The following is a 12,819-nucleotide window of genomic DNA, read 5'->3' as shown; positions in this document are numbered from 1 at the left end:
GCCGCCGGGCGCGAGCAGCAGTCCGTCTGACCGTCAGCCGCCGGGCGCGCCCCGGCGGCCGGCGATCAGCGACTCGCCGATCGCCACCAGGGCGTCGGCGAGCTGCTCCATGAACTCCGCGATCGGCTTGCCGTCCCCGGACTGAAGCGAGACGAAGGCGCCGTCGAATCCGGCCATGCCGAAGTGGGCGAGGGCGTCCGCGACCGCGTCCGCGGTCTCCTCGCCCTCGCCGGCGAACGACGAGCGGATCATGTGCCGCATGAGGTCGCGGCCCTCGCCGCGGACGTCGGTGACGGTCCGCGCGCCCGTGACGTCGGCGCCGTAGTGGACGGTGATGAGCTGTGCCAGGCCCGTTCGGACGCCGCGCTCGCCCGCCCCGCCCACCTGCGCAACTACGTGGACGGCCTGCCGAAGGGCGCCCCGCTGCCCAAGTGGGTCAAGCCCGAGCTGCTGCCGAAGATCCAGGCGCCGACCCTGCTCATCCACGGCCGCGACGACCGCGTCGTGTCGTTCGAGACCTCCCTGTACCTGCTGGCCAACATCCCGGACAGCCGCCTGGTGCTGCTCAACCGCTGCGGGCACTGGGCGATGATCGAGCACGCCGACGAGTTCAACCGGCTGGTCACCGACTTCATCGCGAACAACTGACCCCCGGGGCGCGGGCGCCTGCCCGCCCGCGCCCAGGACCGCCGATCGCCCGGCGACGGCGAAAGACGCGCGCCGGGGGCCCGGCCGATCCCGTCCCCGTTCCGCTCGCCGTCAGGCCGTACGCACGCCGCGCCGACCGCTGGTGCCGTTCACCGGCTGCCGTGGAGTCACGGGCGCGCCGCATGGTGGGCGGTGGCCAGTTCGGCGAAGGCGACGGCTGCGGGGAGCGGGTCCGCGGGCAGGGCGAGCAGGACGGTCCGCTCGGCGGCGGGCTCCAGCGGGATCGCGTGCACGCCGGCGAGGCGGGCGGGCAGCGACAGCTCGGGGACGACGCTCAGCCCGAGCCCTTCGGCGACCATGGCGAGGATGCTGCTGGTGTCACGCACCCGGTAGTGACACTTCAGGCTCACCCCCGCCGCCCGCGCGATCGCCGTGATCAGCGGCTCGCACCCGCCCGTGGACATGATGAACGGGTGCCGCGCCAGCTCGGCCACCGGCAGCGAATGCCGGACGCTCAGCTCATGCCCGCTGGGCAGAACGGCCAACATCCGGTCGACGGCCAGCGGCCGCGCCACCGCCTCGGCGGGACGCGGGACCTCGCTGACCGCGGCCGACACGGTGGCGATGTCGGCTGCACCGGTCGCGAGCCACTCCAGGACCTCGTCGTCCGAGCCCTCCATGACCGCGAGCCGCACCCGCGGATGCGCTTCGGCGAATCGGCGCAGAAGGGGCGGCAGCAGCCGGGCGTTGGCGCTGGGGATGACGCCGACGCGCAGGCTGCCGCGCTCCTGCCCGCGGATCGCGGCCACCTCCTGTTCCAGCGCCTCCGCCTGGGTGAGGATGAGCGTCGCGCGGCGGCACACGGCCCGCCCCGCCGCGGTCAGGCGCACTCCCTGGCTGCCTCGTACCAGCAGCGCCACCCCGAGCTCGCTCTCCAGCGCGCGCAACGCGTGACTGACGGCGGACTGGGTGGTGGCCAGCTCCTCCGCGGCCCTGGTCATGTTGCCGGCCCGCGCGACCGCCTGCAGGATCCTGAGCTGGGTGAACGTCACAGCGCCGCACGCAGCAGCCCGGCCACCAAGGGGTGCGGCTCCTCGGGACGCGAGCGCGCCTGCGGCACGAACAGCGTCGCCACGTAGTACGGATGCCCGGGGATCTCCAGCACCCGGGCCTCCCCGTCGCCGTCCACGCCGGTGACCAGGAAACCGCCGTCGTGCAGGACTGCTTGCCGGCCGGGGGCGAGGCCGAAGTTGCAGTAGTACTCCTCCTCGACCTCGGTCCGCCCGTACAGCGCGGCCACCCGGGAACCGGAAGCCAGAGTCACGGGCATGGTCCTGCCCGCCAGCGAGCAGGTCAGCTCCGACACGAACAAGGTCGAGGCGTACGGGTCGTATTCGGCGTGCTGGGCGTCCTCGTAGCCGAGCACGCGGCGTGCGTACTCGATGACCATGTGCTGGCAGCCGCCGCACGTCCCCAACGTGGGGACGCCGTGCTCGCGGCCGTGCCGGAGCGCGGCCAGCGCGCCGCTCAGGCTGCGGTACGGGCTGCCGGGCGCACACCACAACACGTCGGCGGCCTTGACCTCGGCCAGGTCGGACTCCAGCGGTTCGGTGGCGAGCCAGCGCACGTCCACCGTGATGCCGAGGTGCGCGGCGGCATGGCGCAACGCGTCGTCGGTGGCCAGGTGCGGCGGAAACGCCGGGTCGCGGTCGCCGATGACCGCGACGCGCAGGGATCTGTGCATGGCCCTCACTATGCGACGGCCCGGCCACGAGCGCCAATGCCGAACCACGCCCCCGCCATGAGCGATCACTCATGCTCACCACGCGACGGGACGCCAGCTTCGACGATCTCCTCGATGGCTCACAGAGCTCGAAACCATCGATCGAGCACGGCGAAGTCCTCGGCGGCGAGCCCCCTGCCCCTCATGGCGAGGCCGGCCGGGCCCGTCCGGGCGCCGGCCGGCCGTGCGAGCCGCGGGTCAGGGGTTGTCGTAACCGATCCACTGGATGTACCAGCCGAACTGCTGGGCGGTGCCCGGGGACAGCGCCGACGCGTCACGCCACTGCACGTAGACGCGGAACTTGGTGGCGGTGGCGTCGTAGACCGCGCTCGGGCCGACCAGGTTCCACTGGTTGCCGCCCGTGCTGCTGACGGAGGTGACGTAGACGGGACGCCCGGTGAAGTGCGCGGAGCTGGTGTCGACGTCGATGTAGATGCCGTTGGAGCCGTAAGCCTGCCAGCCCTGTCCGGGGGTGGTCTGACCGGCGGCGATGCGGGCGGTGGGCATGGGGGGATCCTTCCGTCCGAGGAGTCTGTCACGCTAAGTATTCGATTCGACACGAAAAGTGTCGAGGCCAGGAATGCTTGGCCCCGCGGGCACAGGAATCGAGCCGGAAAAGGGTCTGGCCAGGTGGCGGGACCCATGCGTTCCTACCGCCGGCCGGCCTCTCGCCAGTACGCCAGCTCCTCGCGGGCGGCCACGGTGTAGGGATGGCCGGGGCCCAGCACCCGCAGGAGATCGGTCAGCAACCGCTCGTAGGCGCCGGCCGCACCAGCGGCGTCTCCCGCCTCGCCTCGCCATCTCGCCAGGTTTCTGCGAGTGGTGAGGGTGCTGGGGTGATCGGGGCCCAGCACCTTCAGGCGATCGGCCAGCAGCTCCTCCAACGCGGCGTACGCATCCGCCACGTCCCCCGCCTGGCCCCTGAACGACGCCAGGTGAGCGCGGGCCGCCAGGGTGGCGGGGTGGTCGGGGCCCAGGACGCGTTCCATGTCGGTCAGGAGTTCGGCGAAGGCGGCGGCCGCGCCGGCCGTGTCCCCTGCCTGGCCCCGCCATCCGGCCAGGTTGGCGCGGGTGGCGAGGGTTTCTGGGTGGTCGGGGCCCAGCACCCGCTCCATGTCGGTCAGGAGTTCGGCGAACGCGGCGGCCGCGCCCGCCACGTCCCCCGCGTCACCCCGAAAGAAGGCCACGTGGCTGCGGGTGGCCAGAGTGTCGGGGTGGTCGGGGCCCAGCAGTCGCGAGCGATCGGCCAGCAACTCCTCGAACGCGGCGGCCGCGCCCGCCACGTCCCCCGCCTCGCGCCGCGCGGACGCCACGTTGTGGCGGGCGGCGAGAGTGTCGGGGTGGTCGGGGCCCAGGACGCGTTCCATGTCGGTCAGGAGTTCGGCGAAGGCGGCGGCCGCGCCCGCCACGTCCCCCGCCTGGCCTCGCGAGCCCGCCAGGTTGGTGCGGGTGGCCAGGGTGGCGGGGTGGTCGGGGCCCAGGACGCGTTCCATGTCGGTCAGGAGTTCGGCGAAGGCGGCGGCCGCGCCGGCCGCGTCCCCTGCCCGCCCCCGCCATCCCGCCACGTTGCCGCGGATGGCCAGGGTGTCGGGGTGGTCGGGGCCGAGGTCGCGCAGGCAGGTGGCGTGCAGGCCGGCGGAGGCGGCGACGGCGGCGCTGACCCGTCCGGCGTGACCGAGGCTGGCGGCGGCCTGGAACAGCACAGGATGGGCGCCGGCGCCGGGATTGCACAGGACGGTTCCGGCGGCCTGGTGCAAGGCGGCGGTGTTGGCGCGCAGGATCTCGCCGAGCCGGTCGCGTTCGACCGGCGGCCAGACGCGTAGCAGGGCGTCGGCGGCGGCGCCGGCGACTTCGGCGAACAGGCGGGGGCCGAGCTCGGGCCGGGCGATGAGGTTCTCGCGGGTGGCGCGCTGCACGAGCCGGTGGACGCGGATCTCGCGGTGGGCTGCGGTGCGGTCGTGGTCGAGCAGGCTGTGCCGGTGCAGCACCCGCAGTACCTCGTCCACGATCACCTCGTCCACGCCGCCACCGCCGCGGGCCGCCTGGGCGGGCAGGTGGCCGGTCAGGTACGCCAGGGCGGGCGGGCTGGTCAGCACCGCCTGCGGGATGCCGGCCGCGTCCAGGACGCTGGTCAGGCACAGCAGCGGGCGGGCGAGCCCGGCGGGCGCGGCCCGGCCCGCCTCGTCGATCGACAGCTCCCAGGTGGCCGTGACGATCCGGCGATGACCGTCGGGCAGGTGGTCCTCGCCGGGCACGGCATGGTCCAGCAACCTCGTGGCCAGCCGTCGCCGGTACTCGGCGCAGCCGATGGCCGCGTTGGCGGCGTAGGCCGCCGCCTGGGCCAGCGCCAGCGGCAGGAACCCCAGGTCGGCGGCCAGGTCGTCCAGGTCGGCGACCGGGACGTCGTCGCCGAGCTTGGCCCTCAGGTAGGAGCGGGCCTCGGCCGGGGTGAAGGCGCCGACGCCGACCGTACGCCGGTCCGCCCCGGCCAGGGCCGCCTCCCGCAGCCGGGTGGTGACCAGCACCCGTCCGCCCGCCGCCGAAACCGCCGACGGCGGCCACAGGCCGGCCAGATCCTTGGGACGCCGCACGTCGTCCAACACCACCAGCCAGGACCGGCCGGTGGTCTCGGCCCAGACCAGGAACTCCCGCGCCGCCTGGTCGGGATCGTCCAGGCCGGCCGGTGACAGGCCCAGGCGCGCCGCGGCGCGGGCGTAGGCGGACACGATGCCGTCGCGGGTGGCCGCCTCCACCCACACCAGCACCTGCACCCCCTGCCGCCAGGCGCGACGGGCGTGGGCGGCGGCCAGCTGGGTCTTGCCCACCCCGCCCGTCCCCGCCAGCACCTGGGCGGGCGTCCCGCGCTCGCCGGCCGCCGCCTCCACAAGCTCGGCCACCTGCCGGTCCTGGAAGCAGTCGGCGGGCTGCGGGATCACGCCCACCCGAACCCGCTCCGCGGGCGCGGGCGGAGGCGGGCCGTTCCCGGCCGGGGCGATCCCGACTGGGCCGTTCCCGGCCGGGGCGGGAGCCGGGCGGGCACGGTCGGCGGCCATCAGCCGATCCCAGTCCCGCGCCGACGGGCGGGGCTCGTCCGCCCATGCGGCCAAAGTCGCGCCGACCTGGACGAGCTGGTCCAGATTCCGCGGCTCGGCGGTCCCGGTCGCCCATCCGTTCACCGTCGTGTGCGGCACCCCCGAGACCCGGGCGAGCTCCTTCTGCGTCACCCGGCCGGGATTGTGGACGCGGGCCTGGTCCCACAGCCGCGCCAGCTCGGCCAGGACCCGTGAGCCCGACCCCTGCGGCCGGAACGGTGAATCCGCCACCACGTCCGCCTCTCCGCCCAGCGAGGACCGCCCTTCCGGATCCGGGACGGACCGCTCCGGATCACCGCCACCAGCAGCTTAATCCCGCGAATCCGGACCTGTCCGGCATATCTTCACCCTCGCCGCCGGCCCCGGTGTCATGGTCGGCATGACCGACAACCGAGCACCCCGCCGCGCCCCCTCCGCGTCGCGACGCCGTTCCGCCCGCCTCCGCCGCACCCTCGCCGTCGCCCTGGCCCGCGGGGCTGCGGAGGCCGCCGGCGGCGGCCTCGTCGGCCTGCTGTTCTGGTGGATCACTCACCGCTGAGCCGGGCGTCCAGCCCCGGTGCGGGGGCCGGGCATGTGTCGGGCTTGTGGCCGACGCCGGTGCGCTGCGCGCCGGGGTTCACGCGGGCGGGGTGTAGCCGGCGGAGCGGACGAAGCCCCCGGTGAGCTCGGTGAAGGCGCGGGCGGCGGCGCTGCGGTAGGCGCCCTCGCGGTGCAGCAGGGTGACGGTGCGGCTGGGCAGCGGCGGGTCGAGGGGGACGGGCGTGAGGTGCGGGTGCCCGTGGGCGATGGCGTCGGGCAGGACGGTCGCCAGCGTGGTGCGGCGCACGATCTCGGTGAGCGCCTGGATGGAGTTGGCCTCGACCGCGATGCGGGGAGCGGCCCGGTGGCGGGCGAAGTAGGCGTCGATGTGGCCCCGGGTGGCGAAGTCGCCGCTGAGCAGGGCGAGCCGCTCGTCCTTGAGCGCGCGCACCGGTAGGGGAGCGGTCGGCGTCCGGGGGTGCGGGGTGCCGGTGACGAGGCTGAGGGTCTCGGTGAACAGCGCGGTGGGGGTGACGCCGGGCAGGTGCGGGCCGGCGAAGGCGATGCCGAGGTCGAGGTCGTCGGCGAGCAGGGCCGCTTCCATGCGGTCCTGGGTCATCTCCGTCAGAGTGAGGTCGACGGCCGGGTGGCGCACGTGCAGCTCGGCGGTGAGCGGGCCGACCAGGTAGGCGGTGATGGTCGGGGTGACGCCCAGCCGCAGGTGACCGCGGGAGAGATCCTGGACGTCGTGCACGGCGCGCTCGGCGGCGGCCAGGTCGCGAAGCGCGCGCCGGGCGTGGTCGGTGTAGACGGCTCCGGCGTCGGTGAGCCGTACCGCGCGGCCGGTGCGGTCCAGCAGTTGCACGCCCACGGTCCGCTCCAGCTGCCTGATCTGCTGGGAGAGCGTGGGCTGCGAGATGTGCAGCTCCTCGGCCGCGCGGGTGAAGTTGCCGTGTTCGGCCACGGCGAGCAGGTAGCGCAGGTGACGCAGTTCGAGAGCGGCCATGGACAAACTATAGATGAGGCCAATGAATACCAGGCGGAACGCCTCTTGGACACTATAGGACCAGGTCAGGCATGCTGGATGACAGCAGCCCGCAAGGGCCGGCCATCGCCGAAGGGAGTGACCATGCAGGACCTCGCCGAGGGCGTCGCCCGCTTCCAGCGGGACGTCTTCCCGGCCAAGGCGGAGCTCTTCGCCCGTCTGGCCACCCAGCACACACCGCACACGCTGTTCATCGGCTGCTCCGACGCCCGCGTCGTCCCCGAGCTGATCACCGGCACCGAGCCGGGTGACCTGTTCGTCATCCGCACCGCCGGCAACCTGGTGCCCGCCTACCGTCCCGAAGCCGACGGGGTGGCCGCGAGCATCGAGTACGCGGTCGCCGCCCTGGGGGTGCGGGACGTCGTCGTCTGCGGCCACTCGGCGTGCGGCGCGATGACCGCGCTCGCCGAGGGGCACGACCTCAGCGGCGCCCCGACCGTCGCCGCCTGGCTGCGGCACGCGGACGCCTCCCGGGCCCGCACCGCCGCCCACGGTGACGTGCCGGCCCTGGTGCGGCAGAACGTGCTCGCCCAGCTGGCGAACCTGGCCACCCACCCCTCGGTCGCCCGCGCGCTGGCGGCGGGGAAGGTCGCCCTGCACGGCTGGGTCTACGACATCCCGACCGGCCGCGTAGAGGACCTGACCGCCGTAGGCGCCGCGCGCACGGCCTGACCCGGCTGCTGGAAGCCCGCATCCAACCTGAAGACAAGGACGTACCGACACATGGTGCACGCACAGTTCGACCCCACCGCCCGCCAGGCCCTGGCCGCCGCCGCCGTCGAGGCCAAGACCCGCAAGGACCTGTCCTGGCAGCAGATCGCCGACGCCGCCGGCCTGTCGGTGGCCTTCACCACCGCCGCCGTCCTCGGCCAGCACCCGCTGCCGGAGAGCTCCGCCCGGGCCGTGGCCGAGCTGCTGGACCTGGGCGAGGACGCGGCTTCGCTGCTGCAGACCATCCCGATCCGCGGCTCGATGCCGGACCGCATCCCGACCGACCCGACCATGTACCGCTTCTACGAGATGCTCCAGGTCTACGGGACGACCCTCAAGGCCCTGATCCACGAGCAGTTCGGCGACGGCATCATCTCCGCGATCAACTTCCGGCTCGACGTGAAGAAGGTGGCCGACCCCGAGGGCGGCGAGCGTGCCGTCATCACCCTGGACGGCAAGTACCTGCCGACCAAGCCCTTCTGACCGAGCCGTCCCGACCGATCCCTTTGCACGGGCCCGGTCCCGGGCCCGTCTCCCGTCCCCGCGGGGCCGCCCCGACGGCGGCCCGCCCGGCCACTTCCGGAGGACCTTCATGGACTTCGTCCAGCGCACCATCGACCTCGCCCGCCAGAACGTCGCCGAGGGCGGCCGCCCGTTCGCGACCGTCATCGTCAGGGACGGCGAGCTCCTGGCCGAGAGCGCCAACAAGGTCGCCCAGACCGGCGACCCGACCGCCCACGCGGAGATCCTCGCCATCCGCGAGGCCTGCACCAGGCTCGGCACCGAGCACCTGACCGACGCCACCATCTACGTGCTGGCCCACCCCTGCCCGATGTGCCTGGGCGCGCTGTACTACTGCTCCCCGGCCGAGGTCGTCTTCCTCACCACCCGCGACGCCTACGAGCCCCACTACGTGGACGACCACAAGTACTTCGAGCTGGGCACCTTCTACGACGAGTTCGCCAAGCCCTGGCAGCAGCGCCGGCTGCCGATGCGCCACGAGCCGCGCGCGGACGCCGTCGAGGTGTACCGGTTCTGGCAGGAGCGCAACGGCGGCGAACGCCGCGTCGCGGGCGCGCCACCCCCGCATAGGCCCAGGATGCTCCTCTACAGCTTGCGGACGTTCTCGGCCACGTAATCGAAGCTGTCCTGCGACCGCTTGACGACGTCGAACTCGACCTCGTCACCTGCCTCCAGAACGCGATACCCACTCGCCGCGATATCGCTGAAGTGCACAAACGCATCACGATCTGCCGGAAGGTCGGGGGAGGAGATCGCTCCCCAACCCTTCTCAAGGAGAAAGAACTTCACCGTGCCTCTAGTCATGATCGTATTCTCGCTGTCCGTCTTCGGAACGGCCACCGGGTTTCGAAACGGCTCAGGGACGTTCGGGCGGGCTACGGTTCGCCGAGGTTGCGTAGCAGGGCGCTTTCCAGGTGGGCGGGGATGTCGGCCAGTCGCCAGCCCTCCCGCTGGGCGCGGCGGGCCAGGTTCTCGTGCAGTTCGGCGCTCACCGGGACGACCTGGTGCCGCGAGTCGAGGATGGGCTGGTACTTGCGGCGGATCTCGTGGTCCTGGCGGCGGATGAAGTCGAGCAGTCCCTCATGGTCGTGCGTCAGGTCGGTGACCGCGAGCACCGCGCGGTCGGCGAGCCAGGCGGGCATCGGGTAGTGCGCCCTGACCTCCTCGGCCACCTCGGCGGCGTCGGCGGCGTCGGCGCCGCCGTCGTCCTGTCCGGGCGGCGGGAAGGTGCCCGCGAGCACCACCATCAGCCGGTCGGTGGGGAAGCCGCCGGGCAGCGGACGGCCCTCGACGAAGGGCCTGATCACGCCCGTCAGCGCCCGCCCCGAGCGCCCGGCGAGCAGAACGTCGACGGCGTCCACCAGCACGACGCCCCGGTGGATCGCCGCCGGCCGGCCTGAGGAGCGGGAGACCAGCTCCTCGACGATCTCCGTCGCCCACCACGGCTGCCCGCCGCCCTCGTTGACCGCCTCCGCGTCGCCCGCGGTCAGCGCGGAGCCGTCCAGCACCGCCCACGGGACGTCCCAGACCTCGGCCAGCGCCCTGACCAGGGCGGTGCGCTGGCCGGTGCGCGGGTCGACCAGGACGACGCACTGGCGGGCGGCGTCGCCGCCGGGGGAGCCGTAGTGCCTGCTGCTGACCACCGCCAGGGTCTCCCTGGCGCGGACGGCCCCCGGCAGCAGGTCGCCGAGCTTCCTCGCCACCTGGTGCGGCGTCAGCGGGCGGCCGCCGGCGGACGGGGAGGCCAGGGCGGCGGCGTTCAGCCCCCTGCCCACCAGCGCCGCGTCGACGATCAGCGGCGGCGCGCCGGGCTCGGGCCGCTCGAACATCGTGGCGGCCAGCGCGTTCTCCAGGACGCCGCGCAGCCCGCGCGCCCCGACGCCGCGCAGCAGCGCCTCCTCGGCGACGCGCTCGACGCCGTCCTGGGTGAAGACCGTGCCGTTCCTGCCCTGCAGGGCCAGCAGTCCGGCGTACTCGTGGGTGAGGCCGTTGTGCTCGTTCTGCAGGATCCTGACGAGCTCGGCGTGGCCGAGGGGGAGCGTCGCGGTGATCACCGGGAAGCGGCCGACCAGCTCGGGCAGGAAGCCGTACTCGATGACGTCCTCGGGCAGGATGTGGTCCATGAGCGCGGCCCGGTCGCCCAGGGCGTTCTCGGGCAGGCTGAGCCTGCGGGCCACGTGCTCGGCCAGTCCGTTGAAGGCGCCCAGGCACACGAAGAGCACGTTCTTGGTGTCGAACTGGTAGAAGTCGAGATTGGCCGACAGCTCCGAGCCGCCCTTGGGGACGTCCACCACCGACCCCTCGACGAGCTTGAGCAGCTCCTGCTGCACGGCCCCGCTGGAGGCTCGGCTGCGTTCGCCGTGCCCGAGGGCGAGCTTGTCGAACTCGTCGACGCAGACGATGCCGTACTCCGCCCGGCGCAGATTGAAGGAGCTGGCGATCAGCAGCCGGTAGAGCATCTTCTCCACCGTCGTCCCGCCGTAGCCGGTGCTGCTCAGCACGGTCGCGTTGGTGATGACGAACGGCACGTCGAGCAGGCGGGCGATGGTCTCGACCAGCATCGTCTTGCCGGTGCCCGTCGGGCCGAGCATCATCACGTTCGCCTTGCGGATGGCCACCGGCGGCGCCTCGAACCGGTTGGCCATCGTCAGTCGCAGGTAGTGGTTGCTGACCGCGACGGCCAGCCGCTCCTTGGCGGTGCGCTGGCCCTCGATCCTGCTGTCCAGGTGCCGCACGATGTCGGGTGGGTCGCGCAGGTCCACGCGCGGCAGGATGCGCGTCTTGGCGTCGATGAAGTCGTCCAGCGTCAGCCGGGCGGACGCGCGGGCGCCCGCGGCGGCCGCCGCCCACTGGACGAGCTGCCGCAGCTCGGCGCCGGTGAAGCCGGCGACCCCCGCGGCGATGGCCTTGAGGTCCACGGCCGCGGTGAGGTCGTGCTCGGCCAGCAGCAGCCGCAGGATGTCGGCGCGCTGCGCCTCGTCCGGCGGCTCCAGGTCGATGCGCAGGCCGAAGCGGGCGGGGGCGAACAGCGCCCGGTCGATCACCCGGGGCCTGCTGGTGGCCGCGATGACGTAGACCCTGCCGTTGGCGCCGAGGTCGTCCATGGCCGTCATCAGCTGCGCCATCGTGCGGTGGGCCTCGGACTCGCCGCCGACGCCGGAGCTGGGCTCGCTGCTGCGCTCGACGGCGATCAGGTCGATCTGGTCGATGAAGACGACGACCGGGCTGCCGCTCCCGGCGCTCCTGCTCGCCTCCTGGAAGGCCTGCCGCATCCGGCTGGAGCCCATGCCGATGAGGATCTCGTGGAACTCGGCGCCCGAGTAGGCGTACAGGCGGACGTTCGCCTCACCGGCGACGGCCCGGGCGAGCACGGTCTTGCCACACCCGGACGGCCCGGTGATGAGCACCGCGCGCGGCACGTCCGCGCCCAGCTTGCCGTGCGGCTTGCGCAGCCAGGCCACGACCGGTTCGAGCTGCGCCTTCACCTCGTCGAGGCCGCCGAGCCGGTCGAAGCGCTCGTCCGGCTTCTCCGCCGGCCGGCCGAGGGTCTGCCCCTGTTTGGGCTGGTTGGCGGCGAGTTGTTGCAGGCCGCCGGCCAGCATCCTGATCGCCAGCCCGACGAAGATCAGCGGAAGGCTCACCGCCAGCACCAGCGCCCACGGCACGCCGAGGAGCCAGGTGACCGCCGTGCCGACCCACGTCCCCAGGTTGCGCCATTCGCCGCTGAACAGCAGGTAGAACGCGAACGCGAGAGCGGGCACCGCCAACGACCGCAGGAACTTCACAGGGGCCTCCCCGCTCAGGGTCCGGTATGAGTGAACAACGCCCAGACGAGCGGCGCGTACGGCATCCGCTCGCGCAGCTCCAGCACGGCCTCGTGGAGCGCCCCGGCCGTGCCGGACGGGTCCAGGCCGCCCTGCCCGTCGCCCAGCCGCCGGTAGACGCGGTCCGCGACGTCGGGCGCCGTGCTGTCCTCCAGCTGCCACTGCGCGCCGATCACGTGGCGGAACCCGGCCAGGTGAACGGCCGACGACAGCGTGATCGCCTCGTCGGAGAGCCGCTCGTCGCCGCGCGAGGTGTCGCAGCCGGACAGGAACGCCAGCCCCGCGTGCTCGGACAGGTCGAGCGCGGCCAGGTCGCGAACCGTCAACGGCCCGTCCTGGAGCACCAGCCAGGCATGGAACGGGCTGGCCGTGTCCTGCGCGCCGTGGCAGGCGAAATGCGCCCAGGGGCTGGCCCGCAGCACGGTGAGCACGGCCTCGCGGGTGGCGCTCGCGCCGCGCAGCAGGCGGGCGCTGGGGAAGCAGCCGAGGAAGATCTCCTCCTCGCGGGCCGCGCCCGGCAGGTCGGCCGCGCCCGGCGTCACCGGCATGGACACGACCAGCGGCCGGCCGTCGGGCCGCGGCACAGAGGTGACGCACACGCCGAACTGCTGGCCGCACGGCAGGTGACCGTCCTGGTCGGCGCCCGTGACGCGCGCCGCGGCGAGGAGACCGCGG

The 12,819-nt window shown here is 73.6% G+C and carries 14 protein-coding genes; 5 read left to right on the top strand and 9 right to left on the bottom strand.

Annotated elements, in window-relative coordinates; genetic code table 11:
• Positions 1-33: 33 nt before the first annotated feature.
• Positions 34-252 carry a hypothetical protein gene (locus AB0J71_RS48875; protein ID WP_352331093.1) on the bottom strand — a complete coding sequence of 73 codons (219 nt, stop codon included), beginning with the start codon at positions 250-252 and terminating at the stop codon, positions 34-36.
• Between AB0J71_RS48875 and AB0J71_RS48870 the strand changes: the two genes are divergently transcribed.
• Positions 253-648, top strand: a complete 396-nt coding sequence (locus tag AB0J71_RS48870; protein ID WP_352331095.1) for an alpha/beta hydrolase — start codon at positions 253-255, stop codon at positions 646-648.
• Between the two features lie 167 nt (positions 649-815).
• Here the strand turns inward: AB0J71_RS48870 and AB0J71_RS48865 are convergent, their stop codons facing one another.
• From AB0J71_RS48865 to AB0J71_RS48850, 4 genes are all read right to left on the bottom strand, one after another.
• Positions 816-1,700: a LysR family transcriptional regulator gene (locus AB0J71_RS48865; protein WP_352331282.1), complete on the bottom strand. Its 885-nt coding sequence runs from the start codon at positions 1,698-1,700 to the stop codon at positions 816-818.
• Positions 1,697-2,392: a hypothetical protein gene (locus AB0J71_RS48860; protein WP_352331281.1), complete on the bottom strand. Its 696-nt coding sequence runs from the start codon at positions 2,390-2,392 to the stop codon at positions 1,697-1,699. The genes AB0J71_RS48865 and AB0J71_RS48860 overlap by 4 nt, the downstream gene beginning before the upstream one ends.
• Before the next feature lie 237 nt (positions 2,393-2,629).
• Positions 2,630-2,938, bottom strand: coding sequence for a hypothetical protein (locus AB0J71_RS48855; RefSeq protein ID WP_352331471.1), 309 nt, complete (start codon positions 2,936-2,938; stop codon positions 2,630-2,632).
• Between the two features lie 143 nt (positions 2,939-3,081).
• A complete protein-coding gene (locus AB0J71_RS48850; protein ID WP_364421197.1) occupies positions 3,082-5,757 on the bottom strand; it encodes a tetratricopeptide repeat protein in 2,676 nt (891 codons plus the stop codon).
• Between the two features lie 145 nt (positions 5,758-5,902).
• Here AB0J71_RS48850 and AB0J71_RS48845 point away from each other — a divergent pair, with 145 nt between their 5' ends.
• Positions 5,903-6,061 carry a hypothetical protein gene (locus AB0J71_RS48845; protein ID WP_352327936.1) on the top strand — a complete coding sequence of 53 codons (159 nt, stop codon included), beginning with the start codon at positions 5,903-5,905 and terminating at the stop codon, positions 6,059-6,061.
• Positions 6,062-6,139: 78 nt separating this feature from the next.
• Here AB0J71_RS48845 and cynR read toward each other — a convergent pair whose 3' ends face one another.
• Positions 6,140-7,048 carry a transcriptional regulator CynR gene (gene cynR, locus AB0J71_RS48840; RefSeq protein ID WP_364421195.1) on the bottom strand — a complete coding sequence of 303 codons (909 nt, stop codon included), beginning with the start codon at positions 7,046-7,048 and terminating at the stop codon, positions 6,140-6,142.
• A gap of 123 nt (positions 7,049-7,171) precedes the next feature.
• Here cynR and AB0J71_RS48835 point away from each other — a divergent pair, with 123 nt between their 5' ends.
• The 3 genes from AB0J71_RS48835 to AB0J71_RS48825 all read left to right on the top strand — a co-directional run bounded on the left by AB0J71_RS48835 (position 7,172) and on the right by AB0J71_RS48825 (position 8,936).
• The gene (locus tag AB0J71_RS48835) at positions 7,172-7,759 is read left to right on the top strand and encodes a carbonic anhydrase (protein ID WP_352327934.1); all 588 of its coding nucleotides are present in this window, start codon (positions 7,172-7,174) and stop codon (positions 7,757-7,759) included.
• A 51-nt stretch (positions 7,760-7,810) separates the two neighbouring features.
• Complete coding sequence (gene cynS / locus AB0J71_RS48830) at positions 7,811-8,281, top strand: cyanase (RefSeq protein WP_352327933.1); 471 nt, start codon at positions 7,811-7,813, stop codon at positions 8,279-8,281.
• Between the two features lie 109 nt (positions 8,282-8,390).
• A complete protein-coding gene (locus AB0J71_RS48825) occupies positions 8,391-8,936 on the top strand; it encodes a nucleoside deaminase (protein WP_364421192.1) in 546 nt (181 codons plus the stop codon).
• Here AB0J71_RS48825 and AB0J71_RS48820 read toward each other — a convergent pair.
• From AB0J71_RS48820 to AB0J71_RS48810, 3 genes are all read right to left on the bottom strand, one after another.
• On the bottom strand, positions 8,906-9,124 hold the full coding sequence (locus AB0J71_RS48820; RefSeq protein WP_352327931.1) for a cold shock domain-containing protein: 219 nt from the start codon (positions 9,122-9,124) through the stop codon (positions 8,906-8,908). The two genes, AB0J71_RS48825 and AB0J71_RS48820, sit on opposite strands and share 31 nt — an antisense overlap.
• Positions 9,125-9,195: 71 nt before the next feature.
• The gene (locus AB0J71_RS48815) at positions 9,196-12,105 is read right to left on the bottom strand and encodes an AAA family ATPase (RefSeq protein ID WP_364421190.1); all 2,910 of its coding nucleotides are present in this window, start codon (positions 12,103-12,105) and stop codon (positions 9,196-9,198) included.
• A gap of 14 nt (positions 12,106-12,119) precedes the next feature.
• The coding region (locus tag AB0J71_RS48810) for a CHAT domain-containing protein (RefSeq protein WP_364421187.1) at positions 12,120-12,819 on the bottom strand (700 nt) is incomplete at its 5' end.

It is taken from the genome of Nonomuraea sp. NPDC049637, assembly GCF_040675235.1.
Taxonomy (GTDB): Bacteria; Actinomycetota; Actinomycetes; order Streptosporangiales; family Streptosporangiaceae; genus Nonomuraea.
This window is presented reverse-complemented; position numbering and strand designations above follow the sequence as displayed.